At 36.7% G+C, this 26339-nt stretch carries 26 protein-coding genes; 2 read left to right on the forward strand and 24 right to left on the reverse strand.

Going from position 1 to position 26339, the window contains the following annotated elements; translation table 11 throughout:
* Positions 1 to 94 precede the first annotated feature (94 nt).
* Positions 95 to 3769 (reverse strand): MMPL family transporter, encoded by a 3675-nt coding sequence (locus FD46_RS06850; protein ID WP_057896413.1) that lies wholly within the window; start codon positions 3767 to 3769, stop codon positions 95 to 97.
* 183 nt (positions 3770 to 3952) lie between these two features.
* Here FD46_RS06850 and FD46_RS06855 point away from each other — a divergent pair, with 183 nt between their 5' ends.
* Positions 3953 to 4531, forward strand: coding sequence for a TetR/AcrR family transcriptional regulator (locus FD46_RS06855; RefSeq protein ID WP_057896414.1), 579 nt, complete (start codon positions 3953 to 3955; stop codon positions 4529 to 4531).
* 177 nt (positions 4532 to 4708) lie between these two features.
* Here FD46_RS06855 and FD46_RS06860 read toward each other — a convergent pair whose 3' ends face one another.
* The 3 genes from FD46_RS06860 to FD46_RS06870 all read right to left on the reverse strand — a co-directional run bounded on the left by FD46_RS06860 (position 4709) and on the right by FD46_RS06870 (position 8359).
* Positions 4709 to 4915, reverse strand: coding sequence for a hypothetical protein (locus FD46_RS06860; RefSeq protein ID WP_057896415.1), 207 nt, complete (start codon positions 4913 to 4915; stop codon positions 4709 to 4711).
* Between the two features lie 458 nt (positions 4916 to 5373).
* On the reverse strand, positions 5374 to 6999 hold the full coding sequence (locus FD46_RS06865; RefSeq protein ID WP_268872851.1) for an APC family permease: 1626 nt from the start codon (positions 6997 to 6999) through the stop codon (positions 5374 to 5376).
* A 226-nt stretch (positions 7000 to 7225) separates the two neighbouring features.
* Positions 7226 to 8359 carry an epoxide hydrolase family protein gene (locus FD46_RS06870; RefSeq protein WP_057896417.1) on the reverse strand — a complete coding sequence of 378 codons (1134 nt, stop codon included), beginning with the start codon at positions 8357 to 8359 and terminating at the stop codon, positions 7226 to 7228.
* 333 nt (positions 8360 to 8692) lie between these two features.
* Between FD46_RS06870 and FD46_RS06875 the strand changes: the two genes are divergently transcribed.
* Positions 8693 to 9232 carry a YagU family protein gene (locus tag FD46_RS06875; RefSeq protein ID WP_057896418.1) on the forward strand — a complete coding sequence of 180 codons (540 nt, stop codon included), beginning with the start codon at positions 8693 to 8695 and terminating at the stop codon, positions 9230 to 9232.
* A gap of 189 nt (positions 9233 to 9421) precedes the next feature.
* On the opposite strand, the gene FD46_RS06880 is transcribed toward FD46_RS06875, so the two are convergent.
* The 20 genes from FD46_RS06880 to FD46_RS06970 form a co-directional block, all read right to left on the reverse strand.
* Positions 9422 to 9703: a GNAT family N-acetyltransferase gene (locus FD46_RS06880; RefSeq protein WP_083479389.1), complete on the reverse strand. Its 282-nt coding sequence runs from the start codon at positions 9701 to 9703 to the stop codon at positions 9422 to 9424.
* A gap of 3 nt (positions 9704 to 9706) precedes the next feature.
* Positions 9707 to 9934 (reverse strand): hypothetical protein, encoded by a 228-nt coding sequence (locus FD46_RS06885; RefSeq protein ID WP_057896420.1) that lies wholly within the window; start codon positions 9932 to 9934, stop codon positions 9707 to 9709.
* A 178-nt stretch (positions 9935 to 10112) separates the two neighbouring features.
* Complete coding sequence (locus FD46_RS06890; protein WP_057896421.1) at positions 10113 to 10754, reverse strand: HAD family hydrolase; 642 nt, start codon at positions 10752 to 10754, stop codon at positions 10113 to 10115.
* A gap of 134 nt (positions 10755 to 10888) precedes the next feature.
* A complete protein-coding gene (abc-f, locus tag FD46_RS06895) occupies positions 10889 to 12382 on the reverse strand; it encodes a ribosomal protection-like ABC-F family protein (protein WP_057896422.1) in 1494 nt (497 codons plus the stop codon).
* Positions 12383 to 12765: 383 nt separating this feature from the next.
* Entirely contained in the window at positions 12766 to 13293 is a 528-nt protein-coding gene (locus FD46_RS06900) for a hypothetical protein (protein ID WP_057896423.1), read from the reverse strand.
* 55 nt (positions 13294 to 13348) lie between these two features.
* Positions 13349 to 13834: a glutathione peroxidase gene (locus FD46_RS06905; RefSeq protein ID WP_057896424.1), complete on the reverse strand. Its 486-nt coding sequence runs from the start codon at positions 13832 to 13834 to the stop codon at positions 13349 to 13351.
* Between the two features lie 92 nt (positions 13835 to 13926).
* On the reverse strand, positions 13927 to 14238 hold the full coding sequence (locus FD46_RS06910; protein ID WP_235805594.1) for a GNAT family N-acetyltransferase: 312 nt from the start codon (positions 14236 to 14238) through the stop codon (positions 13927 to 13929).
* Positions 14210 to 14395, reverse strand: a complete 186-nt coding sequence (locus FD46_RS10635) for a hypothetical protein (protein WP_235805595.1) — start codon at positions 14393 to 14395, stop codon at positions 14210 to 14212. The genes FD46_RS06910 and FD46_RS10635 overlap by 29 nt, the downstream gene beginning before the upstream one ends.
* A gap of 23 nt (positions 14396 to 14418) precedes the next feature.
* Complete coding sequence (locus tag FD46_RS06915) at positions 14419 to 15102, reverse strand: MgtC/SapB family protein (RefSeq protein WP_057896425.1); 684 nt, start codon at positions 15100 to 15102, stop codon at positions 14419 to 14421.
* Between the two features lie 221 nt (positions 15103 to 15323).
* Positions 15324 to 17090: an oleate hydratase gene (locus tag FD46_RS06920; RefSeq protein WP_057896426.1), complete on the reverse strand. Its 1767-nt coding sequence runs from the start codon at positions 17088 to 17090 to the stop codon at positions 15324 to 15326.
* Between the two features lie 144 nt (positions 17091 to 17234).
* Positions 17235 to 17885: a TetR/AcrR family transcriptional regulator gene (locus FD46_RS06925; RefSeq protein WP_057896427.1), complete on the reverse strand. Its 651-nt coding sequence runs from the start codon at positions 17883 to 17885 to the stop codon at positions 17235 to 17237.
* Between the two features lie 18 nt (positions 17886 to 17903).
* Entirely contained in the window at positions 17904 to 19031 is a 1128-nt protein-coding gene (locus FD46_RS06930) for an ABC transporter permease (protein ID WP_057896428.1), read from the reverse strand.
* Positions 19009 to 19749 carry an ABC transporter ATP-binding protein gene (locus tag FD46_RS06935; RefSeq protein ID WP_057896429.1) on the reverse strand — a complete coding sequence of 247 codons (741 nt, stop codon included), beginning with the start codon at positions 19747 to 19749 and terminating at the stop codon, positions 19009 to 19011. The genes FD46_RS06930 and FD46_RS06935 overlap by 23 nt, the downstream gene beginning before the upstream one ends.
* 358 nt (positions 19750 to 20107) lie before the next feature.
* Entirely contained in the window at positions 20108 to 20755 is a 648-nt protein-coding gene (locus FD46_RS06940) for a TetR/AcrR family transcriptional regulator (protein WP_057896430.1), read from the reverse strand.
* A gap of 65 nt (positions 20756 to 20820) precedes the next feature.
* Positions 20821 to 22437 (reverse strand): ABC transporter permease, encoded by a 1617-nt coding sequence (locus FD46_RS06945; RefSeq protein ID WP_057896431.1) that lies wholly within the window; start codon positions 22435 to 22437, stop codon positions 20821 to 20823.
* Between the two features lie 2 nt (positions 22438 to 22439).
* The gene (locus FD46_RS06950; RefSeq protein ID WP_057896432.1) at positions 22440 to 23360 is read right to left on the reverse strand and encodes an ABC transporter ATP-binding protein; all 921 of its coding nucleotides are present in this window, start codon (positions 23358 to 23360) and stop codon (positions 22440 to 22442) included.
* A gap of 169 nt (positions 23361 to 23529) precedes the next feature.
* Positions 23530 to 23955: an iron chaperone gene (locus FD46_RS06955; protein WP_057896433.1), complete on the reverse strand. Its 426-nt coding sequence runs from the start codon at positions 23953 to 23955 to the stop codon at positions 23530 to 23532.
* A 49-nt stretch (positions 23956 to 24004) separates the two neighbouring features.
* Positions 24005 to 24430 carry a nucleoside-diphosphate kinase gene (locus FD46_RS06960; RefSeq protein WP_057896434.1) on the reverse strand — a complete coding sequence of 142 codons (426 nt, stop codon included), beginning with the start codon at positions 24428 to 24430 and terminating at the stop codon, positions 24005 to 24007.
* A 205-nt stretch (positions 24431 to 24635) separates the two neighbouring features.
* Positions 24636 to 25106 carry an RpiB/LacA/LacB family sugar-phosphate isomerase gene (locus FD46_RS06965; protein WP_057896435.1) on the reverse strand — a complete coding sequence of 157 codons (471 nt, stop codon included), beginning with the start codon at positions 25104 to 25106 and terminating at the stop codon, positions 24636 to 24638.
* A 114-nt stretch (positions 25107 to 25220) separates the two neighbouring features.
* Positions 25221 to 26126, reverse strand: coding sequence for a magnesium transporter CorA family protein (locus tag FD46_RS06970; RefSeq protein ID WP_057896436.1), 906 nt, complete (start codon positions 26124 to 26126; stop codon positions 25221 to 25223).
* Positions 26127 to 26339: the final 213 nt, after the last annotated feature.

Here is a 26339-nt window from a genome sequence, read left to right on the forward strand (position 1 = left end):
TGATTTAAGAATATTTTAATTGGAAAATAACATAAAAAGCAGCCTTGTATAGGCTGCTTTTTGGGACTTTTATTTCAAAATACTTAGAAAATAATTACTTATCTTTTTTTCTTTTCTCTTTTTTTTCTACAGCTTCTTTAAATTTTTCTTCATTCTCCATTTTATCATCCAAAGGATACGTCAGTCGAATAAGACTCGGAATAATAGTTGGAATTGCAAAGACAAGAATAATTAATCCAATAATCACAACTAATGCTACCTGGATCAAGGTCAAAACTCCCGATGGAATCAACGCCGCAAAAGTACCGCTTAAGATAATGGCTGCTGAAAGAACCACTGTACCGATTACTGCTGCAGCACGCACTATTCTGACAATCGGAGTTCCTGAAATCTTAGCAAATTCACGATATTTCATCATCAAGAAGATACTGTAATCAACCCCTAATGCTATCAGCATGATAAAGCCAAAGAATGGTGTGTTCCACGTTAATAAGCTTTGTCCAAGTACAACGCTGCTGATAAGTTTTGTTATACTTAAGGCCATCACATAAGAAAGCAGCAGTGTACCTAAAATATAGAAAGGCTGCAATACTGAACGCGTAATAACCATCAATGCAATCAAAATTCCAATTAACATGATGCTTGCTGTTCTGAGAAAATCATTTGATGCAGTTTTATGGAGATCATTAACTGTAGATGTTTCTCCGCCAATTGCAACTGTTGCTCCTGCAAGAGCTGTTCCCTTTAAGGATTTTTGAACTTGATTTTGAATAGAGGAAACCTTATCCATAGCATTTGCAGAGCTTGGATTTTCATTTAACACAATTGTCATCTTTGTTGCATGCTTATTACCTGACATGTAGTTATCAATACTTTGCTGATATTCCTTACCGTTTAAAACACTCTTAGGAACATAGTAAACTTTAGCGGCCGCGGAATTTTTTAATTTTGTCAAATAATTGTTAGCTGTACCAACACCTTGGTTGATCTTTTGAGTACCGGTGCTTGCAGCACCTAAACCATTCTTTAAGGTCTGCATTTGTCCTACCAAACCTTGAAGAGAAGTAACCATAGTTGCCTGTCCATTATTAACTGTTGATAACCCAGCCGTCAATTCACTTTGTTTAGCAGCCAGCTGGTTGTTACCTGCAGCCAATTGTGCTGTTCCGTTAGTCAAAGAAGCAGAGTTAGCAGATAACTTATTAGCACCTGCAGTTATAGTTGCCACCCCATTAGTATACTGTGATAACTGGCTGGACATTTCAGCTGTGCCTGAGCTAAGTTGATCCAAACCGCTGGCAACCTGTTGTGAGCCGCTGGTTAAGCCTGTTTGGCCAGCACTTCCATTCAAAGCACCTTTAATCTGCTGCATGCCCTGAACTGCTTGGCTAAGCTTATCCAAAGCCTGCATTGAGGCATTGTTTGCTTGAATAGAATTTGCTGCGAGTTTATTTAAGTCTGATAATTTTGTCAATTGCGAACTAAGAGCACTAAGTTGGCCCAATTCTTTTGTCAAATCAGTGCCATTTGTTGAAAGTGCCGCAAGATCTGTCTGTAATTTTTCTGCAGCTTCTGAGGCTCCTTTAAGTTGCTGATTATTATTCTCCATTATTGAACCCATTACAGTAGAGAGTGCCACTTTTTGTGAATTATTTAAAGCTGTACCACTTTTGGCAACTGCATCAAAGATTTGAGATAGCATTGCCTGCTGAGTAGCAGAATCAGAACCCTTTTTCTGTAAATCTTCTAATACACCCTGCAAATTTTTTGCGTCATTTTCAGTACTTGTACTTGAAGCTGTTAATGCGTCAGCAGTTGTTTTTATTCCGTTCATATCCGGTAATGAAGTAGAACTACCAGTCGACTTTTCTAATTCAGCCATTGCACTGTTTAGTTGTCCCAACTTGCTTTTTAATTCTTGAATTTGTGAAGTATCACCGGTACTAGAAGCTGCATTAACTTTGCTTTGCAGTTCCTGCAGACCTGCAGCAACTTGTTGCGAACCATTTTGCAGCTTTGAAACACCATTATTTAAAGTTCCTACTCCAGAAGAAATTTGAGCTTGTTTGCTATTCAGAGTATTTAATGCACTGCTGAGGGTATTAATACCATTGGTATAGGTGTTGGTTCCTTGTTGCAGCGCAGAAGCCCCGTTTGCCAATGTCGTCGCACCGCTTTCAAGCTGCTGACTGCCATTTTTTAACGTATTAGTGCCGCTTGCTAATTTCTGCGCACCATTCACACCCTGCTGCAGGTTTGCATTTCCCAGCTGCTGGTCAGCACTGCTCAACCCGCTGCCGATTTTACTGAGACCGCTGCTGGCACTATCCATTCCATTCGTAACAGTTTTAAGCTGTTTATTAACGTATAAGCTACTGATTTCAGCTCCGCCCGGTTGGGTGACCGAAGCCACTGTCTTAACTCCTGAAATTTTCTTTAGACGTTTAGTCAAGGCATCAAGTTCTTTTAGGTCCTTTTCATTATTTAAGGGACGATTTGTTTTGATATACAAAGTAGAAGGCTCTGCTGTTCCCTTTGAAAAATGCTTTTGCACGACCCTGAAACCCTGTTTTGCCGGAATAGAATCATTTAATTCTGCAAGAGTATCGTAGTTTAACTGATTATCATACGTTAATAAGAATGGCACACCAACGATTGCTACTATTAAAAGCGCAATGAATGGGTGTCTGACAGAATGCAGCGAAATTCCATGCCACAAACGGCTGCTATTTCCACTGCCGAAGTTTTTAGTAGGCCAAAACATTCGACGTCCCAGAATCCACATGAAAAAAGGATTTAAAGTCAGCAGAACTAGCAATAAGATCGCAACTGCCACCGCAACGCCGACTGCAGAACGATAAACCGAAAAATTTGCCAAACCTAAAGCTGAAAAACCGATTAAAACTGACGATCCGCTGTAAAGAATTGTTCGACCGGCAATTCTTAAAGCATTCTTTGTGGCATTCAGAACATTGTCATCACGACTGAGTTCTTCTTTAAACTGGTCAAAAAGCAGAATATTATAATCCGTTCCAATTCCGAAAAGAACTACAACCATGAAAACTTGGGTAAAGTTTGATAACGGAAAGTTAAACTTTTCAACTAAATTCATTACAATGCTTAATGAAATAATGAATGAAACTCCTACCGAAAGTAATGAAATTATTGGAGTGATAGGTGAACGGAAAACTAATGCCAAGATAATAAAGATAAAGATGATTGTAATTAATTCTGTCTTCTTTAAACCCTGCTCAGTTTCCTGAATGAAGTCATCATTAAGAATATCGCTTCCTGTCACATACGTTTTTACGCCTTGTGTCTTAGCACCTGCAGACAATTTAGCAGTCATCTTTTGAACCGTCTGTTTCTTGTCAACCATCAGCTGTACAAGTTCAGTTGATTTGTCTTTTGAGATCAACTGTTTCTTTGTCGCTGAACTATCATTAGGTGCTGTGATTGCTTTGATTCCATACTTATTTTTATTATTTTTAAAATGGCTAATGGTCTTTGTGATGTCATTTTTTTGTGTCGCTGTTAATGGTGAATCTCCATTATTAAAGACTAAGACTACCTGCCGTGTATTATTTTGCTTGCGGCCCCAATCATCCTGAATAACTTGTGCGACCTGGCTTTTAGCACTGCTTGGCAGCTTTGTCTGACCCTTGTCACGCACTAACTGGCTAACGTTAGGCAACAAGACAATTGCAGTACACATAATAAACAGCCAAACAACCGCTTGAATGATGAATTGCTTTTTACTCCCCTTCATGACTTACTCTCCTTCTAACTTTTTGTTATTACACCGTGACATCATTTAAACAATGTGTTTAAATGATATTAATATGTTAGAATAAAGAAAAGTATTTTTCAACCGACAATTATCTCAAGAATGTTTAAAAATAAACGCTTGCTGAAAAAATGTTTAATTTACCGTATAAAGGAGAAGTGTTATATGCCTGGAACCAAAAATAATCGCCGAGTACAGATGACAAAACTTATAATCCAAAGCAGCTTAATAGAATTGTTGAAAAAAAAATTGCTTAGCGCAATCACTGTTACTGAATTATGTAAACTTGCTGACGTGAATCGTGCCACTTTTTATGCTCATTACCAAGATATCCCTGATTGCATGCGTGCCATGGAACAAGAAACCACTCAAAAATTACTAACCATTATTAATAGAAGAACCAGTCCGGATTCACTAAAGAATGTTTTGACAAGTATTTTAGAAGTTGTGAAAAAAAGATCTGCTGTTGCTCTTTTCGTATTAACTGATGACCCTAAGTTTTTAACAGAATTCTTAACTAATGCCAAAAGTGAAATTTTAAAAAATGACCAAGAAATTCAAGACTATGATTTCAAAAATAAAGCAGAGGAACATTATATGTTTGAATATTGTCTTAATGGAATTATCGGTTCAGTCAGATACTGGTTGAAAACCGGGCTTAAAGAATCACCTGAAGAACTTGCAAGTTATATTTATAAATGGGGATACGGTAGGAATGGTCTGCACTTTAGCAGCAAAAATTGATTTTCTAAAATAAAAAGCCCAGCTTGATGTAAAAGCAGATTCACGTCAATGCCAGGCTCTATTTTTATAGAAAAATAAGTTGCCGAAATTCTGGCAACTTAACTGCAGCTCTTTTGTCTATGATAATTTTAAAATGAAGATGAAAATAATATATGCGGCCTTAGCTGTAGCATTAAACTACTCAATCCTGTTAAAAATCACATATTGATTTTTAAGTGAAATTTTGCTGACCGTATATCCATAACGTAATAATTCCCTTTTATAGCTTAAAAAGGAATGATCCAATTCAATGCCAGCGATCTTTTTTATTTTAGCAAAGCTAAGCTTAATCTGAGGTTCTGTCCTATCATGAAAGTACATCCACAAAGCATCGTATTTGCTCATATTCTCTATCCTTTCATTCAAATAAAAAGGAACTCTGGAAATCGATTTGTTATTTTTGCAGCGTTAATTACGCATTCTATCCCTTATTCGAACAATTACTTTATTTAATTTTCAACGTTTAAGCTGCATTCTCTATTCAATTCATTGAATTTTGGCAACAAATATAAATAATTACATGTTTAACTAAATTATATCATTTAATTTCATGTTTCATTAAAATAAAACATTTTATTAATACAAAAATAAGAAAAGCAGCTCCTATACAAAACAGGGCCGACCCAAAAATTGTGTTTTGGTCGTGGCCCTGTTTTGTATTATCTTATAGTTTTCATATCACTGTACTTCCCAGCCTTTACACTAGTGATTCATGTCACACTTTCTAAAATCAGCAGCATATAATAAATATCTGTAAAAAAGCGACACTGCTTATATGCACTCCATCCCGATTTTAAAGAATTCTATTCTAAATTATTTTCCTGTTTGTCTGCTCGTTTTCTTGTTCGGTTATTAACTTTTTTGGCTTGTTTAAAATATTTAGTAAATAAACGGCTTTCTGTGCCCCAATGATAGAAAAATAAGGAAACGATAATAACTACTAGAAAATCATACGGATAGCCAATAATTCCTAGTCCGTTAAAATCTTTACTGCCGATATAAGAAATCAGCGTTAAAAAAATCAGATAAAAAATCATCCACAAGCTCCCTGCAATCTGCTTTTTTGTTTTAGCCCAGTCAGTTTTCCATTCATAATAAACATAAAATGGTAGTCCAATCAAGATAACAAGAATTACTTGAATAGTTGTCGGCCACATGGCCCAATAGACAGCTAAGGATGATAGCACAAAAGCTAAGGGTGCCATGAATTTTAAGTTGGAATTTCGAACTGGTCTATTAAATTCAGGTGCCATCTTACGAAAGGACACTACAGTAACCGGGCCAGTCAAATAAGCAATCAATGTTGAAGTTGAGATTACACTAGCCAATGTTCCCCATGAACGAAAAACAGAAACTAAAACCATACTTAATAATGAATTAGTCACAATCGCTACCCTAGGAATCCCAAGTTTTTTATCAATGTGGCCCAAAAAATGCGGCAAGTGCTTATTATCAATCATGGCTGCCAATGCACGGCCTGTTGAAGCCACAAATGAGACTCCTGTTCCAAAAGGAGACACAAACGCATCCATATATAAAAGAACCGAGAGCCAGTGAATGCCTAACAAAATAGCTAAATCTGCAAAAGGTGAGCTGAAGTTGATCCCATCCCATCCTGTTTTTGCAATCATCTGTGGTGATAAGGAGGTAATGAAAACTGTTTGCAAAAGAATGTAAATTATTGCACTTATCAATAAGGAAAAAACGATTCCTCTTCTAATATTCATTTTGGGATTTTCTATTTCACTTCCCATATTGATTACTGTCTGAAAAGCATTAAAAGAGAAAATAATTCCTGAAACTGTTGTTGCCTTAAAAATTGCAGCAGAACCATACGGCATGAAAGTTTGCAAATTATTTCCAAAATTACCAGGGTGAAAACCTGAAAGAAAAAGCATCAGAATTGTTAATAACGGCACACCAATTTTAAAAATAGAAATAAAACTAGTAAACTTCGTCAATAAAGAAACAGACCAATAGTTGAATAGTGTAAAAATAATTATGAACAAGAATACAATCAAAAGCCCGGCAGTGGTAATCGTACCATCGCTAACAAAAGAGTGGGTGAATTTTGCCCATGACCAAGGCCACGAACCCATATATTGAACGGCTGCAACTGCTTCAATTGGAATTAAAGTGATCAATGAGATCCAATTTGCCCATGATGCAATAAAACCCAAAAGTGAGCCGTGTGTATATTGTGCATATTTGCTCATTCCCCCAGATTCAGGCAGCATTGTACCTAATTCAATGTAATTGTATGCAATCACACCAATAATCACTGCTCCGATAATCCACGAAATAAGTGCCGCTGGTCCAGCAACTTTGGTTGCTTCCCATGAGCCAAAAAGCCAACCGGAACCGATAAGCGAACCTAGACCCAACATCACCAGGCTAAATAAACTGATCTTTTTATTTTTTTCGTTAATAAAATATTCACTCCTTTAAAATTTGGCAATACTGCTTATTATAACATAAGTTTAAAAACGTTAATTTACGTCCTATTTTAAAACTTATTTACACTCAATTTAAAAAAAGCCATAATTCAGCTTGCTGATAAGATGCAGTAGTTCATACAAAAGTAATTAAAAATAAGAGATCTCTGTAAAAGCAGCGGATGCTTTTTACAAGAGAACTCTTTTTAAAAAGACGAGCTTATAGTAGTTTTTGTGCAAATTCAGCAAGGTCATCCGCATATTCCTGCGGATTTTCCCATGCTGTAAAATGTCCCCCTTTCGATATTTCTGTCCAATGAATCAAGTTAAAATGACTTTTTACCCAGTCTTTTGGAGGCAAAACTAGATCTTCGGGGAAAATACCCATACCAGTGGGAACTGCAATTTTATCAATTGCCGGCAAGAAATGGCTATTTTCATAATAAATTCTGTTTGCTGTAGAAATCGAATTGCTTATCCAGTAAATCATAATGTTCGTTAAGACATCATCCAATTCTAACTGTGTATCGTTACCGCTCCAAGTGTAGAACTTTTCAAGAATCCAAGCAGCCATTCCAGCTGGAGAATCAGCAAGTGCAAAAGAAAGAGTTTGTGGTTTGGTAGCTTGGATATTGATATAACCAGTTTCTTTATCCATCCATTTCAAAGTTTTATCTTGGTAATCGTGTTCTGCTTGTGTCAGCTGTTTATTTTTAGGAGTTAACAACTCCCTAATTAAACCAACGTCGTTAAGATAAATTCCTAACAGATCAGCAGGGAAATTAACGGCTAAATAACGGGAAATTCCCGAACCAAGGTCCCCACCTGCTGCAATATACTTACTAAAACCTAATTCTTTGGTCATTAATTCGTGCCACAAATTTGCAATTGTTTTATTATTAATTGATTGTTCTACCTTAGGATAGTTGGAAAAGCCAAAACCAGGAAGAGATGGTATGATGACATCAAAAGAAAATTCTTGTGAAACATTCAACTTTCTTTTTTTAGTTAAAAGCGAAACTACTTTAGTATATCTTAAAAAACTGTCAGGCCACCCATGTGTGAGAAGCAGAGGAATCGAATTCTTACTTTCACCACGCTCATAAATAAAATGAATCTCAAAATCATTTATTGCTGTCCGAAAATGGTTGAATTGATTAAGCTTGTCCTCTTCTTTCTTCCAATTATAATCTGTACTCCAATAAGAGATCACTTTTGTGAAGTAGTCGGCCTTTATACCCAGATGCCAATCTGTTGCACATAAACTTGAAGGAAGCAACGTTTGTCTGAGACGCTTTTTGAGAAAAACAAGTTCTTCACCTGGAATATCAATACTGAGAGGCTGTATTGTCATACTTCTCCCTCACTTTCATTAAAGCTCACCATGGTGGGTAGTTAAAAAAATTTTTTTGCCAACGTTAAGTCGTTTCAAGTTTCACTACTCTGATTTTTATAAGAACTAACATAATATTCCAATAAGATTTTTCTTATTTATAGCATACAAGACTGTTTACAGCAATGAATGCGCTTATCCTTTTTGTTTGTTGTTATTTAGAAGTATTATGGAAAATAAAAAGCTGCTTTCATTTTTAAAAAGAAAGTTGCTGAAAAAAATTCTTTTTGCTCTTGATAAAAAATTCACATACTTCTATACTAAAAATGTATTTAATTTTAATGAGGTGATCTGATGTTTCAATTTTCAAAACCCAAAGCTCCATTTAGTGCAATTGCATTAAAAAGTATTTGGTACGGTTTTATTGCTGGTATGATTTCAGGGATGGTCAAAATTGGCTGGGAAGCACTTTTGCCGCCACGGACTTTAGCACGCAATGCCACAAATCCGCCTCAGCATCTACTGGAGCAGTTTGGGATGTCACATGCCACAACACATGCATTTGTCTACTATTCTACAGATCAGAAAGTTTTTTATGTTGCTCTTATTATTCATTTTGCTTTCTCGATCGTCTTCGCTGCTTTATTCCTATTTCTAGCACAATATTGGAGTAAAGTTACTCTTTGGCAAGGTGCTGCTTATGGGATTGCTATTTGGATAGCATTTCATATAATCATCATGCCAGCGATGGGAACAGTTCCCGCACCATGGAACCAACCTTTTGATGAACACTTCTCCGAATTCTTTGGACATATCGTCTGGGCATGGTCCATTTACGCTGTAGGATACTTTCTTGCTGGTAAGGATAAAAAGCATACTCTTGAGAATCTTTAAAAATCAATTTTTTTAAAAACAAAAGGGAATATGCCAACATTCGTTATTTCCCGGGCATTAACTGCGAATTACTAACATAGTTAAGTGGGAATATTCGGCTATATGAAACGATGTTAATTCGTATACTATCAAGCTAAAACAAGAGGAGTTGGACCAAAATATAATTTTTGGCACAACTCCTCTTGTTTTTTATTTTCTCAATCTTTTTTCAAAATACAAAAGAGCATAGGAGAGTTCTTTCTTTTGAAAAGCATTGTCTTGTTGCCTAATAAAATGAAAACCGTTATTAAGCAGAATTTTCTTAGAAGCGATATTTCCAGTAGTGCACGCACCAATTATCTTTTTCAATGAATAAGTCTTGGAACCATAATCAATTAGGGTTCTTGCAGTCTCAGTTCCTAATCCTTTTCCCCAGAATTCTTCTGCCAAAGTATATGCCAGCTCAGCTGAAGCTGTTTCTTGTTTAACAATGAGCTAACAATTTCCAATCAACTCATTGGTCCTTTTTAAATAGACACCAAAAAAATCTTTTTCTTGATTATGTTTCATAATGAATTTAAGAGCTTCATCTGCATTTTTGAACGCCCCATGTTTCGTGTACTTAACCACATGTGGATTCTTAAAAATCTGGTACTCCTTACTTGTTAATTCAACTGGAAGAAATGCAAGTTTAACCCGTTCTCCATAAACTTTTTCTGTCACTATGATCAGTCCTTTCTTCTCACGGAACCTCAGAAAATGTGCCAATAGCCGTTAGACTTTGAGCATTAACTGCGAATTACTAGTCAAATTTAGACATGGAAACTGCAAGAAAATACAAAAAACTGAGTTAAACACTAATTTAACCCAGTTCCATCAATTTACCTGATACGTTTTTAAGTTATTCCAAGTTTAGCAGTTCTGGAACTTGTGAAACCAAGTAATCTGGACTCTCGTTTTGTAAAAGACTGCGTTCATGTGCTCCCCAAGTAACACCACAAGTCCGCACTTGTGCAGCTTTTCCCATTTGAAGATCATAAATTGCATCACCAATCATAATGCACTCCTTTTTAATTAGTTTATAGCGTGCTATTAAATTCAGGATACCATCTGGTGCCGGTTTAAAATGTGCAACCTGATCAGAACCACAAACACTTCTAAAGTATTGTGCAATTTCTAAACGTTCAAGATTGCGTTGCAATGCTACTGAATGCTTACTGGAAACAACAAAAAGATTTTTTCCATCAGCATAAAGTTGTTCCAAAACATCCTTCATCTTAGGAAATAAGGAAAGGCTGCTCAATTCAAGATTCTTATAATGTTTACGGAAAGTAATTAGCAATTCTTCAAACTGAGCATTAGAAAATTCTCTATCCGACATTTTTCTAAATGAAATTTCAATCGGAATGCCCATATAATATTGAACCTGCGCTGCAGAAGGCTGCTTTAATTCAAAATCACGAAAAGCAGCCTGAGTTGCAAGGACCCCGGTTTTTCCAGAATCTGCCAGTGTTCCATCAAAATCAAAGATAAAGTTTTTCATTAATTTTCCCCTGCTAATTTATATTTTCATTTTAGTATAGTACAAATTAGCTCTTAATACCTCTGTTCTTGAGAATAAAGTATTTAATAAACTGTTTCTCGCAGGCAACAATTGATTTGCCATGGCTTGAACGTTCAGCATAAAATTACACTCTTTGTAACAATATTCTTTATAAAAGCATCGTCGTGTTCAACGATCAGCATAGTGGGTTTAACCGTTTTAATAAGTTCTTCCAATTGTTCTTGATTAAAAACATCCAAATAGTTTAATGGTTCATCCCAGATAAATAACTCAGCAGATGCCGCAAGCGATTTTGCCAATTCTACTCGTTTTTTCTGTCCCATACTCATTTTTTCAATAGGAGTTTCAAAAGCATCACGTTCGACTCCAAGTTTATGCAGATTGTTCGCTAAATCTGTATAATCCAATTGATATCTTTTTGCAAACTGCTGCAACGTTCCCTTGTTATCTTCATAATCTTGCCGCACATAACTGTATTTCAAGACTTGCGGCTTAATAATATTGCCTTTTGCTGTGCCTTTAAAATCATTTAACAAGTATTTGACAAGAGAAGATTTCCCTGCACCGTTACGCCCCTTAAGCAAAAGACGTTCACCTCGCCGTAACTCAAAGTTAACAGGAGCAAATAAAGGCTTATTTTCAAAAAATAACTGTAAATTCTCAGCTTTCAACAACAGTTCGTGATGGCTTGGTTTAAAATTCATTTTAAGCGATTCATTTTTTTCAATGTTTTTCAACAGTTTTTCTTTAGCTGCCGTTTCCTTCTCCATACGTTTTACAAGTGTTTTAGAACGTTTCATCGTTCTGGCTGCCCGGGCTCCGATAAAACCAGTATCATAAACAGCTCCGCTGCCCAGCTTAGAAGGCGATCCGTATTTATCTTTTTCGCGTCCATGCGCCCACTGGGCCTTTTCAGAGGAAGTTTTTTTCAATCTACCAATTTCTTTTTTTAACTTGACGTTCTCTTCTTCTTCAAAACTATCACGCATGTTCTTTTGTTCTTCATAGATTGCATAATTGCCCTGAGACAAAACTACCTGCTTTTTTTCAAGTGCCAGCACATGATCCACTATACTATTTACAAAGCTGCGGTCATGACTTACAACAATAAAACCCTTCCGCTTTTCTTGCAGGTAATGTGCGACTTGTTTGCGTGCAAGCAAATCCAAGTGATTAGTTGGCTCATCAATCAAGGGAAAATTAAATTCGTCAGCAAACAACACGGCCAATAACACCTTAGTCTGCTCACCACCCGAAAGACTGTCAAAACTGCGCCACAAAATGTCAGGATTCAAATGAAGCAGGTTCAATTCCTTCTTGAGCTTCCAATCCTCAAAAGCCGATAGCTCCTGCAGCAAATAATATGTCAACTGTTGTTTATCATTTATTTTTTGAGGAAAATAGGTAAAGGCAACTTGTCTTTCAATTTTGCCGTCATACGGATATTCACCCTGCAAAAGTTTTAAGAACGTTGTTTTTCCGCGCCCATTGCGTCCAATCAAACCAAGCTTCCAATTTGTGTCCATTGTTAATGAAATATTCTCAAAAAGAGTTTGTTCACGAATATTAAAGCCAAAGGTCAAATTTTTAATTTCAATTTTAGTCATTCAGTTCACCTTTTTCTGAAAAATACAAATATCTTAGCTATTTTCAGAAAAAGAAGTGAAATTAACGAAACCTAAGGAACACAAAAAACCCCTCGGTTGAGAAATTAATCCTAATCCTGAAAATCTGCACACTGCTCCACAAGAATGGAAAACAATCTGAATGCAGCTTCAACAAATTGGATTAATTTCTCAACGTCAGGATCCCTCGTTTCGTTTTTTAATATTATTAACTTACCATGTCTGCTTAAAAAGTACAACTGGGTATTAAGAACTCTCACCGAAACTCAATGTTATTTTACGTCTTTTCAGTTGAATGAATTTAAACAAAGTGCATAAAAATAAATTCTTCAACTGCTGCTTGTCTAATAAGTTGGATATTTTTGCTACGAAAGAAAGCGCAGCAACCCTACCCACGCAAAACCAAGCAAAATTACGCCGTTTCCTCCGCCTATAAGTGCGCTGAGGGAAACATGCAGATAGTTTGCCAAAGGATAAGCAGCAAAAGTCACTATCAGCATCAAACCAGCCAGGAGGAACAAAAGTTCATCTTGAAATACGAACTTAAGTCCGACAAAGTGGAGTGCAACAAGCAGCGAAATAAAAGGGGCAACCTGTTCTTCTTTATGAAGCCACAAAAGAAGCAAAGAACCTGCCAAAATTAAAATTACCTCAGCAGCGAAAATAATCAGGTACCAATTAAAATTAGCTATGGCAGCCAATGCAGTCTTTGAATGCCAATGATAAAAACTTAATATTGCCCCAGCTATTCCTGTGATTAAAGCAACAGCCGCTCCAATTCCTAGCCAGATTCTCCACTCAGACGGTGGTGCTTCTTGTGCCCATCCAAACCAAACGAAGCTGAACCAGCCAAAAATTGCAGCATACATTAAATTATCTCGTGTGAAGTCCATTCTGACCCTCCTTACTTTTCAAGTAAACGTTCAGCGAGCCTATAAAACAGCAAAATTAACTTTGCTGTTTTTCAAGTAATTTTTCAATTTTAGGAATCATTTTCTGCGGCACAGTAGTAGGCGCAAAACGTTCCACTACCTGTCCTTTTTCATCTACTAGAAATTTGGTAAAGTTCCACTTAATAGCGTTAGTAAATTTACCAGGTTTTTGGCTTGTCAAATACTTAAAAAGCGGAAGTGCCTTTTCCCCATTGACATCATGAATTTGATGCATTGGAAATGAAACTCCGTATGTTGTTCGGCAACTTTGTGCAGCTTCCTTACTATCGCTTACTTCTTGGTGAAATTGATTGGAAGGAAAACCAAGAACAATCAGTCCCTTCTTATGATACTCCTGATAGATTTTTTCGAGTTCTTTAAATTGGGGAGCTAAACCGCACTTTGTAGCAGTATTGACAATTACTAAAGGATGATTTTCATACTTTTTTAGAGAATAAGTCTCGCCGTTTTCCAAAGTGGCTTCATAATCATAAATTGACATTTTTAATCTCTCCTTCCTGCAAGTCTTTATATGTTTAAATATATCATTTTCAACTGCTACTAACCAACTAGTCTGCTCCTCTTACAGCAGTATCATAAATATTGATGCAGCCTAAGCATATCACGCAACTGAAGGCCGTTTTCAAACAGCGGCTTTTCGTAATGCTTTACAAAAAAATCGGAATCAATTCCTATTACTCTGAAACCGCACTTTTGATAAAGATAAAGCTGATTAAAACTTGTACTTCCTGTACCAACCTCAACTACTTTAACCTGTTTATTTCGCGCCCATTCTAAGGAATAGTTTATTAAATAAGTTCCGATTCCCTGTTGACGGTACTCTTTTACAACTGCAAGATTGACAATTTCGAGCGTTTCAGGACGCGTTAAAAGAAGGACTACCACACCCCACAAGGACTCCAGACCCAGACTTTTTAGCTTCAATACAAATACCGCGTGCTAAGTATGAATCAACTGCTTTTTTGGAAGGATCTGCATCCAGCAATAGTTGATAATGTTGTGTTGTAGCTTTTTCGAAAACGTTTAAAACTAATTTAAACATGTTAGACTTCCTCATTCATCTTTTTATTCAACTTCCATATATATCATCTTAGGGTCTTGCGCCAAATAGTCAAACAAACGATTCAACTCCTGTCTGCTGTAAATTGCGATATGCAATCTTAATTTAAAATGATCCTCTTCATAGTAAAGAGTATTAAAATTAACATCCGGATATTCTCTCTTTTTTAAACGTTCTTGCAAATCTTCTATCTCCGTCATTTTGCCTCGATAGCTGATAAAAATGTTTATCCCTGTTTTACCACGAATTTTATGAGAATCTATTCGCGAAATGACCACCTGGGTCAACAGAACACACGCAGTAGCCGCGATAGCAATTGTATACATCCCGCTTCCCAGTGCCAGACCAATTCCAGCTGCTACCCATAAACCGGTTGCAGTTGTCAAGCCATCAATAATTTTGTGTTTCGTTAAAATAGCACCTGCACCAATAAAACCAATTCCGCTGACTACCTGGGCAGAAATTCTGGAAGGATCAAGTGACATCCCGTTTTTTTGTGCAATGTCGAAAAAAGCATATTTTGAAACAATCATAATCAAAGCTGAACCCATTGTCACTAAAATATGTGTCCTCACACCGGCTGCTTTCATCTTGCTTCTTCTTTCATAGCCGATTATTCCCCCACAGATAGTTGCTAAAACCAAACGTAAGCACCATTCAATCTGATTGTCTCCAAAAAGCCATTGCATCAAAAGTACCGCCTCCTTGTACAGATCTTTGTTTAGATTATACACATGCTTTAACTGAATTTTAATTATCCTGCTTTCTATGGAATAAAGCTGAGCGGAAAAGGCTGAGCATTAAAACACGTTAATATGGCAACTGCAAGAAGGTACAAAAAAGCTGAGCCAAAACATAGGTTTTGACCCAGCTTATTTCTCAATCTCCGCAGCCTTTTTATATGATTATTTTATAGCAAGTGTGCTTCTTTAAGCAGCTCTTCTAAATAGGTCCCCTTGCATTTTTTAAGCCCCAATTTTAAAAACAGCTTAGGTATCGGCAAGTTAAGTTCTGTCAATTTTTTCTCATCGTTAAGATAATATAGTGCACTCAGCAATTGCCGTATATCATAAACAGAACCAAAAACTTCTGGTACCGCGCGGTCAATATTCAGCAGCGTATAGACAGCTTCCATTGCTGTACGAACAGAATATTCAGTAGTAAAAACAGTATCTCGTTTTGTCTCCGCAAAATTACCGATAAATGCCAAGTTAACACAGCCGTCTGGAACTACCAAAGGGCGATCTCCAAGATGCCGAACCATGAAATAAGAGGTGATAAATGGCATATAAGTTGGGACAACCGTGCAAGAATTTTGAGCATATCGTTTAATTTTAGTTTCAGGGATCCCTAAGTGATACAAAAGTTCTTCCGCAATTTCTTCTCCTGAGCAATCCACAATTTTCTTTTGAATGTAGTTTCCCAAAGTATCCGAATATAAACCATAAATCCAAACAGTAGTTTGGTTAGGCTTTTGTGCTTTAAAATGCGGTTGACGGTGAACAGCAAAACTCATTAGCCAATTAGAATCCTTGATCGTAACTATTCCTCCTGTTACGATTTTACCGCTATGAATTTCTCTATGTGTCAGCCTTTCGATATAAGGTTCAATATCTGCATTCTGCAGAGTCATAGTAGCTGAAATAAACCAGCTCTTTGATGGAAGATCTTCACAAAAAACTTCCGGATGTCCAAATTCAGTTGACTGCTTGGCCAAGTTCTGCCATAATTTCCAGCTGCCGCCCAGTCTATTGTTTATTGGAGCAGGAGAATCATGACTGCCGTGTGTCGTGCTTTCGGTGATAGAACCATTAGTAACAAATATTAAGTCATCTTCTGTTAACGAAAGTTCCTTTTCTAAACCCGCTTTTTTCAGCTGAATACTTTTAGCAACCTTTTTGCCATCTTCAACTTCGACTATAATGTTAGTAACAGTGGTCTTATACTGAAAATCAACCCCCTGATCTTTCAAATAGCTGACTAATGGTAATACTAATGATTCATATTGATTATACCTGGTAAATTTTAATGCAGTAAAATCGGGCAGTCCTTTAATATGATGAATAAAGCGCATAACATAACGCCTCATTTCAACTGCAGAATGCCACTTTTCAAAAGCAAACATCGTGCACCAATAATACCAAAAATTAGAAGTGAAAAACTTACTTGAAAAAACATCTTCAATCTTTTTATCTGTGAGACTTTCTTCTGGAGTTAATACCAGCTTTATCAATTCTCTGGCTGACTCGCCTAAAGTAAAAGCTCCATCATCGGGAACACGTTGACCCCTATCGTAAATCATCCTGCAATTTGAGGAATTAGGATCTTCTTTATTCAACCAGTAAAATTCATCAAGGACGGAGGCATTCTCTTCTTCTAACGATGGAATAGAACGATAAAGATCCCACAAGCATTCAAAATGATTCTCCATTTCTCTACCGCCTCTAATGATAAATCCGTCTTCTGGGTTAAAGATTCCATCCAATGATCCTCCCGGCAAAGATAATTCTTCTAGAACATGAATCTCTTTTCCCTTCATCTGGCCATCACGTATCAAAAAGGCTGCTGCAGCGAGCGAGGCTAACCCGGCACCCACTAAATAAGCGGACTTTTGCTCAATATTGTCAGGTTTTTTGGGACGCGCAAATGCTTCATAATTTCCACTTGAGTAATACATCTTTAAGAAACCCCTTTCAATAAAGATATTAAAAAGGCTGAGATTCCGAATACGAGTCTCATACTTTCCCAACAATCATACTTCGAAAATGTAATAAAGTCTTCTTGAAAGCTTGACCTTTATCGTTACAGGTTCTTACAAAAATTACTCGCTGTTCTTTTTTAATCCTTTAATTAAAAATTCTACTGCTTCTTTGCTGGCCTCGGGTACATCGAGAGGCTGGTCTAACAATATACATGGGACTAAATACCCCATAACAGTGCTAATAATATATTGTGCAATCCTTTGAGGAGCCCAGGCGACCAGTTGACCTTGTTTTTGATAATATTTTAAAGCTAGGCCCATCTTTACTACCAATTCTCCACCGATTTCATGCTTTAAAGTATAGGCCAAGTTTTTATCATGCAGCACTTCCTGCGCAAAAATCTTTAACTGCAATTTATTTTCAATTGCGAATTCCATTCTATTTTGAACTACTTGGGTCAAAAATTCTTCAAGCAAGGGATAGTTTGCCTGCGACAGAGCAGTGATAAATTCTGCAGCAGCGCTTGGAATAACTGATTTTACAAATGGTTTGAGAATTGCTGCCAGTATACCTTCTTTTGTTTTAAACTGTTTATAGACAGTTCCTTCTGACACCTGTGCTTTTTCAGCAATCTCTTTTGTGCTGGTCCTGTCAAAGCCATTCTTTGAAAAAAGGAGCAGACTCGCTTTTAAAACTTTTTTTTGCTTTTCAGAGAGTGAAGTTTTGGTTAAAGCCTGGTCAAAAAGCGTGTTAACACTGTTGATGATCATTTTTCTCTCCTAAGCCCCCTAAACATTTCGATATCTGCGAAGTACAAGTTGATTAAGTATCAGAAAGAAAATTATAAAAATAGCAAGTATCCCTAAATTAAGACTGATTTTGCTTAAACCTGCGCCCTTTTCAATCACTTCTGAAAGAGAGTGTCCACCATAATAAAGAGGCATAAACCGAGCAAAAATCTGTAACGGCTTAGCCATTTGGGAAACCGGAATAATCCCAGAAAAGAAAATCTGTGGAATCACTATTAATGGGATAAACTGTACCATTTGAAATTCTGAAGAAGCAAAGCTTGACACAAATAACCCAATCGTTAAGGCTGTTAGTGCTAAAAGAATATTAATTAACAACACATTCCAAATACTTCCAAGAATCTGAATATTGAAAACGTAAATACTGAATAAAACAATTATGACAGTCTGACATAAGGCAAAGATCCCAAAACCGAGAAGATATCCGCTGATTAATTCACTACGTTTTATCGGTGTTGCCAGCAAACGATTTAAGGTTCCGCTAGTCCTTTCACGCAAAAGCGAGATTCCTGAAATTAAAAAAACAAAGAAAAAAACGACGAAACCGATCATAATTGGTAAAAGTGTGTCAAAGAAAGTTGAATTACTGCTGCCGTAAACATAGTGTGTTTCAGTGGTATACGTAATAGCATTTTTTTGTGCGAATCCGTGATTATCATCCGAACCAAGTTGTCGGCTAAGCTGTCGGATCAGCTTCATCTGTTTTTTGATCTGTGCACTTGCAGTTTTACCGCGTAATTTAATCTGCGCAAGTTGTAGACTCTGTTTGATCCGGGCGCTTTTATTCTGATCACTATTCTGAAGAGTAAGTGTTAATTTTTCATTTTTTTGCGAGAGTATTCCTGCGTAATCGTATTGTTTTATGAGTTCTTTGGCTTGTTTTGACGATTTTACCTTTTGAAGTTTAAGCTGCTTATTTTTAAGATTTTTAACCAGTGCAGCATCAACGTTACGAACACCGAGTACTGCCGTTTCGTTATCATTAGATTGGAACATAAAATAGAACAAAGATAAAATTACTAACGGAGCTAAGAATATCAATGCTAAGGTCCTTTTATCACGCAGCATTTCCGTGATGATGCGTTTAATCATTGCTAGTATGCGCATCTTGAAGCCTCCCTGCCTTTAGAAATACTTCTTCAATGGTCTGTACTTCATACTTTTTTATAAGTGTCCGCGGTGTGCCTTGGGCAATTGCCTCTCCTTTGCGAATCAAAAAAAGATTGTCAGCTTCCCAAGCATCATTCATTACATGTGTCGTTAGCAAAATGGTTTTGCCTTCAGAAGCAAGGTGATGCAGTTCTTTCCAGATCTGCTGCCTCAGTTCTGGATCAATTCCTACCGTGGGTTCATCCAAAATCAGTATCTGTGGATCGGCTACCAAGGCGATTGCAAGTGACAGGCGTCTTTTCATCCCTCCAGAAAAATATTGTACTTGTTTATTCAAACTTGGTTCAAGGTTCACAACTGCAGCTGCGTACGAAATTCTTTTTTTTAATTGTTTCTTGGGAACTCCCTGCATAATTCCAAAAAAGGCTAGATTCTCTCTGGCGGTCATTGTCCAATATAACGCATCTGTTTGTGCCATAAATCCAATATTAGACAATATCTTACGGTTAGGCATTCTAGTGTCCAATAAAGTAACTTCGCCTTTTTGAGGGTTAATCATTCCCATAATTGAGTTGATTAAAGTGGTTTTGCCAGAACCGCTGGGTCCTATTAAAGCAAGAATTTCACCCTTTTTAATTTCTAAGTTGACTTGTTTCAAAACAATAGTTTTACCGTAGCCCTGAACCAAGTTTGAAGCTTTAATAACTGTTGACATTTTTTCACCTCATTTATAAGTAAGTGAGCACTCACTTATTATTATAAGCACCGTCAAATTTTTTGCAAATATTATCTACTTTAACCATTAATATCTGTTTTAAACCTTAAAAACCCTCTGAAAAACATAAAAGAGAGTGTGACATAAGTCGGTAAAATTTGAGTACTAACAAGAAATTACGAACATAGCGAGTAATTTGCTATGAGTAATTCGAGGTTAGACGGAAAATTTTGACTTATGGAACACATTTATCCGGAATAAGTAGAGGAACTAGGCTAAAATTTCACTTTTGACCCAGCCCCGTCATTTATATATCAATAGCCATTTGTTAAGTATATGCAATTACTTTTTTAAAGTATTATTTATCAGCAATAAAACCACGTTGCAAGATATCCATATAAATTTTTGCTTGAGCAATAATCTCCTCAAAGTCACTGATTACGGCCTCAGGGTGCTCTTTAATAAAGTCACGAGCTTCATGTTGGACTGCTTCTTCTATTGCAGCAATTGCTTTTTCTATCATAGGCAATGGGAAATCCTTACGCAGCGGCATTCTTTTTAGGATGGGAGTAATAAGCACCCCTAAAGTTTTTTGATTGCTTTGTACATACATCTTCTGAATCTCTTTTTGCAACTTTAAAGGCAACGAGTTGTTGGGCGCGTATGCACGAATCAGCAACCTGAATTCAACCGGGTATTTTAATTGAAGTTCAATCTTATATTGGGTTCCTCTGACAATCATTTCCACAAGATCCTTTGAATCTGTCCAAACAGAATAATCTGCAGCTTTTTCAATCTGCTTTAATGCGTAACGTAAAGTTTCAAGATACAGGTTCGCTTTGCTCTTATAGTAATGAAAAAGTGTGCCTTTGGAAACCTTTGCCATTTGAGAAACCTGGTCGGTCTTTGTTCCTTGGTACCCGTTTCTCGCAAAGATATAAAGTGAGCTTTTCATAATTCTTTTTATTTTTTGCGGATCTTTAGGGCTTTTTTTTGAACTTGCCATCTTATATCATTCCCCTTAATTTTTTGGTAATAGCTGGATAGTATACGTTCAGCCAAAAATAATTCCTAACTTTCAAGCAAATCTCTCTTTGAATAGATTAAATAACTGATTAAAAACAAACCCAGTGTCAGCCCAATCATCACTACCCCATTATTCCACTGCACTTCTTTAAGAGGAACGCGGTTGACCCAGCCATAAGGTGTCAGTTGCTTTGCCCACTTTGGAAAATTCAAAAGATTTCCAAAGTACATTGAAAAAAGACCGTAAATAGGTAGTATCCAGACTATATTTTGTATTTTGGGAAAAAGTGCAGTAAATAAAGCGGCAATTCCAGAAACAACATATATAGCCGGCAAATATCCTGAAAATGCGCGCAAGAATCGCAACAGTGAAACGGGATCCTTTGCACTCATACCTGCAAACCCCATACCAAGCAAAGCAACTAAAAGACAAAGAGCTTCGCAAAGCAAAGCCACTGCGATATAACTAAAAAAGATGTTCGAACGAGAAATCCCCCTAGCATGAATCTGCTCCAGCCAGCCTTTTTTTTCATCATTATTAATCCTCAAAATTGTGATAACAGCTGGAATTGTTGCAATTACTGCAAAAACTACGGATAAAGTAGCTGCAAAGTTTAGGATAATAGCATGATTACTGCTTTTGATTGCAGAAGATCCGATCAGCTTTGCAACACTAGGATTTGTTTTTAAAAGATTCCCAATATTTCCAAAAATTGAACCATAACTGATTCCCAAAACAAACAGTCCGCAAGTCCAGATAATTAAACTGATTCTTTCAAGGCGTAAAATAAGACTGAATGGATTAGCTAATAAAAAGGAAGCATTCCTTCTTCCAGGTCTTGTCGGAATCAGGCCTGCTGCAACATCTCGATGGGTACTTGCAAAAATAGTTACAAATAATAGCAATAGTGCTGAAAGTACCATATATAACACCGGCAGCCAATTATTTTCAGTATAAATTTCCAATTTCTCGATCAAGCCGAACATTGTTATCCAAGTGTAGTTAGTATTCTTTACATCTGTCAGCATGCGGGCAATATACGTAAATCCTAAAATTAAGTAACTTAAGATTGTCGCTCCTCGCGAGTTATTGGCCAACTGTGATACTAAAAGAGACATCATGCCGAACATAAAGCCGAATGCAGCAAGTCCTAATCCAAAAAGACAATTTCCCAGTATATCTGTTCCAGTCATCCCTGCAAACTCCAAGGAAATTGCAATCAACACACCGTTAATAAGATTAATAACAAAAAGCTCTATAATTACCGCAATTAAAGGGCTTAGTTTACCGACCGAATGCGCTCTGATCAATTCTAAAGTGCCATTGTCCTCTTCTGTACGTGAGTTTTTAACTGCAAAATAGATATTCATCATCGCAAATACCAAACCCATGAAAACCATCATTTCACTAGCATAAATGATAGCGGATGTATAAGGCGGCTTTGCTGTGAACGAACCGAACATAGCTTTCATTGCAGGAGTTTTTAAAGTAGTTACGATTGAAGCAAGAGCAGCTTTAGTACCATAGATACTATCAAATTTAGCAGCTGCTCCTCCCATCAGTCCCACAATAAGAATCAGCCAACCAACGATCAAAAAACGATCACGCCTTAGATAAAACCTTATAATATAACCAGTTTGATTGAATAGATTATATCTCATGACTAACGGCTCCCTTCTTTTTGATTGTAGTAACGCATGAAAAGATCTTCTAGAGTGGGCGGTGTACTTTGAATGCTAATAATTTTATATGCAACTAATTTTTCTAACACTGAATTTATATTTTCAGAATCTACTGTGAAAGTTGCCTTATTTACACCTTCTTTATCCAAAACCGGCTTGAAATTATATACACCTTCCAGCTGAGAAAGACTTTCTAGCGGTTTTTGCGTCTCCAGCACAAAAACTGTCCTTGTTAAATGCCGCATATCATCTAGCGAACCTGTTTCAATAATTTTTCCTTGCCTAATAATGCCGATTCGATCGCACATTTTTTCAACTTCGGAAAGAATGTGGCTGGAAAGCAGAATACTTTTCCCTTCATTTTTTAAATGCATTACGTTTTTTTGGAAAATTTCTTCCATGAGCGGATCAAGACCGCTTGTAGGTTCATCAAAAATATAAAAATCCGCAGCTGTTGAAAACGCAGCTATCAAAGCAACTTTTTGTCTGTTACCTTTTGAATAGGTTCGTACCTTTTTTGTCGGATCAAGGTCAAACTGCTTAATTAATTCATCGGTTCTTGCGGAATGTCTTTGCTGGTTCAATTTCAAGAAAAGATCGATGATTTCCCCGCCAGTCAAATTCGGCCACAGATAAACATCACCGGGTACATATGCAAGCCTTTTATGAATACTAACAGCACTCTGCCAAACGTCTTTTCCAAAGATTTTTGCGCTGCCGCCATTAGCATGCAAAATTCCTAAAAGGATTCGGATTGTGGTAGATTTTCCCGCGCCATTTGGTCCAATAAAACCAAAAACTTCTCCTTTCTTAATATCAAAAGTAATATTTTTTAAAGCTTCAAATTTACCGAATTTTTTCTGTAAATTTTTAATTTCTAGAATTTTTTCTGACATCGTCATTCTCCTCCTTAAATTACATCCAAGGTATTTTTAATTTTCAAACCGAGTATATTCCATGTTGACCTGCAAGTCAATGACTAGGCAGTCAATTTATAGATGCTGATAAAAAAACGCCTTATACCCCATTGGAACAGGTACAAAGCGTTTTTGTTCAATTCAAATTTGGTTTTTAGTTTTTAGAAATAGCCTTCTTAATAATCATGGAAACAAAGTTGCTGATTTCTTCGTTCCAAACAGTGAGGGCGTATGATGTGGGCCATATTTTACCATCATCAAGGTTAGCACTGTCGTTGAATCCAAGAGTGTTATAGCGAGACTTGAACTTTGTCGCTGGTTGAAAGAAAAATACTACTTTGCCATCATCATTAGCATAAGCAGGCATTCCATACCATGTTTTCGGATGTAATTCTGGTGCGGTCTTTTCTACAAGCGAATGTAGTGAAGAAGCAATAAAAGCCTCCTTTTCTGGCATTTCCGCGATTTTTTCAAAGAGATCTGCCTGCGGATTCTTCTTTTTGTTGCTTTCTTCCCTAAGCTCCTTTGCCCTTTCTTTCATCGCTGCTCTTTCAAAATCAGAAAAACCTTGTTGTGCCATTTGCTCACCCTATTCCACAATTTAAGCTTATTCTAGCAGAATTTTACTTCTAAATCAGTTCTGGGAACCAGATTTTGATTTCTTTTTCCGCACTTTGAACTTCATCTGAACTATGGACAACATTGCGCAAATTACCATCAGCATATTCCCTGCCAAAATCAGCGCGGATTGTCCCTGGAAGTGCACTTATAGGGCTTGTAGCACCTGCCATACGATGAAAAGCTGCAATTACATTTACTCCCTTGGCAATAAGTGCAACAATAGGGCCTTCCTTCATATATGAACAGATATCCTTAAAATATTCTTTATCTGCTTTAGATGCATAGTGTACCCGCAAAAGCCGGTCAGTTGCATAAGTTACTTTTAAAGCAGCAATTTCAAAGCCCTTGCGTTCAATTCTCGTAATGATTTCCCCAATGTGCCCATCGGCAACTCCATCAGGCTTTATTAAAATTAAAGTTTCTTCTGTCTTCATTTTCACTCTGCCTTCTTTCATGGTTAGCGAAATCCATTACATTAAAAATTTTTTAATCTAGATAAGACAATACACCTTTGAAAGTCTTCCAATGATTAATTAACCATACACTTTGCCTGGTTTCGACTTTTTGTTAGTGAAACATTGAACGACACAGGCTGCTAAAAATATATATCATTACTTGCTTAATACACTAGCTGTGATTTTAATTAATCTCGTCTAATTTTTTAAGGTGTTTTTCCGTAATCTGTTTAACTTTCTTTACACGGCGAATATATTTTTCCTGTGCCAAAAAATCAGTTGTCATCCAGACTTTAACAATTTCAAGAGCAATTGCAGAACCGATTATCTTACCGCCTAAACACAAGACGTTGCTGTCATTATGCTGGCGGGCGAGCTTAGCACAAAACGGGTCTTGACAAACCACAGCGTCAATGCCATAAATTCGATTAGCGATCATTGCACTGCCATAACCGACACCATCGATAAAAATTCCACGTGCGCCTTCATTTTTAGCAACTTTCAAAGCTGCAGGATAAACATAATCAGAAAGATCAACTGAATCACTGGTAAAGGGTCCCAAGTCATCAACCTCATGTCCCATGGAAGTCAGCAATTCACTGATTTCTTTTTTCAAGGCTACCCCTGCATGGTCACTTGCTAAAACAATCTTCACAAAAATCTCTCCTCTATCTTTCAATTTGTGCTTTATTATTTCTTATTAACCAAAGTACAGCTTAATTATACCTTATCTAGGTAATCTTAAAACGTATTTTTTGTATCCTATTTTTTAAATAATCCTGTGCCGGTGCAATACCATCAAAACCCAGAGAATTAATATAAAAGTAATTCCAACAATAATTATCCATGCCATGTGCGCGTGAATTAACGGCAAACTTACATTCATACCGTAAAAACCCGTGATAATAGTTGGAATTGCCAAAACAACAGACCAGATTGTTAAAAGTTTCATGATCCCATTCAAGTTATTACTTAAAATCGTATCAAAAGTTGCAATCAACTGTGCAACGATCTTTGACTCCATTTCTACTAACTGCTGCACCTGATTAGCTTCAATCTGGGCATCAATCAGAAACTCGCTTTCATTTTCATGAAAAGTTCGGCTGAAATATTTATTTTTCAGGTTTTGCAGCATTATGTAGTTATTCTGTGATGAACTTGCAAAGTAAATAAGACTCTTCCTTAAATTAGCAAGTTCAATCAAGTGTTTGTTTTCTGCCCGTTCGCTTAACAAATCGTTAAGTTCCTTTCTGCGACGTCTAAGTTCATGTGTGGGCAATGAAAAGACATCACTCAGATGTTTGAGCAGTTTTAAAACAGTTAAATTAATATTTGTGTAAGCTTTTTTTAAAATATCTCTACGAAAAATATCTTCTACGTGGTCATCTGAAAAATGTGTCAGTGTAATCAGCAAACTGCCCTTTAACAAGATAGCTACAGGAATCGTCAAATATCCCTGCTGTGTTTTATAGGGTAAATGATAAATGAATAATTGCGATTTGGATTTTTTATCATAGTCATAGTTTGATGGTTCATCAATATCCATTGCATAGTCCATAACATCTTGAGTCAAGCCGTACTCTTCTTGCAGCACAACCGCATCTTCTTGCCGCGCGTTTTTCACATCCAGCCAAGTTTTAAAAGAACCGATGTTAATCGGTGTAATCTCAATCATTCTTACTTCTCCCCTTTAGTATGCCTAAATACTCTTAGACGAGGTTAAATACTTAACACTAAGAAGATGAATCTACTGCTGCAATTTCTCAGTGCATCAAACATCTGCATACTCATTCATTTTAAAAGGATACAGCTGAAAAAGTCAATCACTGCGAGCAGTGTAAGAATGTCAAACAATAATTTGGAGTGCATAAAATTTTGCAATCTTAGT

It is taken from the genome of Liquorilactobacillus oeni DSM 19972 (assembly GCF_001436275.1).
In the GTDB taxonomy this organism is placed as follows: domain Bacteria; phylum Bacillota; class Bacilli; order Lactobacillales; family Lactobacillaceae; genus Liquorilactobacillus; species Liquorilactobacillus oeni.

What these genes read in the sequence shown, in the direction of transcription:
- FD46_RS06850 (WP_057896413.1), bottom strand. Translation starts at nt 3,769, where the DNA reads ATGAAGGGGAGTAAAAAGCAATTCATCATTCAAGCGGTTGTTTGGCTG.
- FD46_RS06855 (WP_057896414.1), top strand. Translation starts at nt 3,953, where the DNA reads ATGCCTGGAACCAAAAATAATCGCCGAGTACAGATGACAAAACTTATA.
- FD46_RS06860 (WP_057896415.1), bottom strand. Translation starts at nt 4,915, where the DNA reads ATGAGCAAATACGATGCTTTGTGGATGTACTTTCATGATAGGACAGAA.
- FD46_RS06870 (WP_057896417.1), bottom strand. Translation starts at nt 8,359, where the DNA reads ATGACAATACAGCCTCTCAGTATTGATATTCCAGGTGAAGAACTTGTT.
- FD46_RS06875 (WP_057896418.1), top strand. Translation starts at nt 8,693, where the DNA reads ATGTTTCAATTTTCAAAACCCAAAGCTCCATTTAGTGCAATTGCATTA.
- FD46_RS06890 (WP_057896421.1), bottom strand. Translation starts at nt 10,754, where the DNA reads ATGAAAAACTTTATCTTTGATTTTGATGGAACACTGGCAGATTCTGGA.
- abc-f (WP_057896422.1), bottom strand. Translation starts at nt 12,382, where the DNA reads ATGACTAAAATTGAAATTAAAAATTTGACCTTTGGCTTTAATATTCGT.
- FD46_RS06900 (WP_057896423.1), bottom strand. Translation starts at nt 13,293, where the DNA reads ATGGACTTCACACGAGATAATTTAATGTATGCTGCAATTTTTGGCTGG.
- FD46_RS06905 (WP_057896424.1), bottom strand. Translation starts at nt 13,834, where the DNA reads ATGTCAATTTATGATTATGAAGCCACTTTGGAAAACGGCGAGACTTAT.
- FD46_RS10635 (WP_235805595.1), bottom strand. Translation starts at nt 14,395, where the DNA reads ATGTTTAAATTAGTTTTAAACGTTTTCGAAAAAGCTACAACACAACAT.
- FD46_RS06915 (WP_057896425.1), bottom strand. Translation starts at nt 15,102, where the DNA reads ATGCAATGGCTTTTTGGAGACAATCAGATTGAATGGTGCTTACGTTTG.
- FD46_RS06920 (WP_057896426.1), bottom strand. Translation starts at nt 17,090, where the DNA reads ATGTATTACTCAAGTGGAAATTATGAAGCATTTGCGCGTCCCAAAAAA.
- FD46_RS06925 (WP_057896427.1), bottom strand. Translation starts at nt 17,885, where the DNA reads ATGATCATCAACAGTGTTAACACGCTTTTTGACCAGGCTTTAACCAAA.
- FD46_RS06930 (WP_057896428.1), bottom strand. Translation starts at nt 19,031, where the DNA reads ATGCGCATACTAGCAATGATTAAACGCATCATCACGGAAATGCTGCGT.
- FD46_RS06935 (WP_057896429.1), bottom strand. Translation starts at nt 19,749, where the DNA reads ATGTCAACAGTTATTAAAGCTTCAAACTTGGTTCAGGGCTACGGTAAA.
- FD46_RS06940 (WP_057896430.1), bottom strand. Translation starts at nt 20,755, where the DNA reads ATGGCAAGTTCAAAAAAAAGCCCTAAAGATCCGCAAAAAATAAAAAGA.
- FD46_RS06945 (WP_057896431.1), bottom strand. Translation starts at nt 22,437, where the DNA reads ATGAGATATAATCTATTCAATCAAACTGGTTATATTATAAGGTTTTAT.
- FD46_RS06950 (WP_057896432.1), bottom strand. Translation starts at nt 23,360, where the DNA reads ATGACGATGTCAGAAAAAATTCTAGAAATTAAAAATTTACAGAAAAAA.
- FD46_RS06955 (WP_057896433.1), bottom strand. Translation starts at nt 23,955, where the DNA reads ATGGCACAACAAGGTTTTTCTGATTTTGAAAGAGCAGCGATGAAAGAA.
- FD46_RS06960 (WP_057896434.1), bottom strand. Translation starts at nt 24,430, where the DNA reads ATGAAGACAGAAGAAACTTTAATTTTAATAAAGCCTGATGGAGTTGCC.
- FD46_RS06970 (WP_057896436.1), bottom strand. Translation starts at nt 26,126, where the DNA reads ATGATTGAGATTACACCGATTAACATCGGTTCTTTTAAAACTTGGCTG.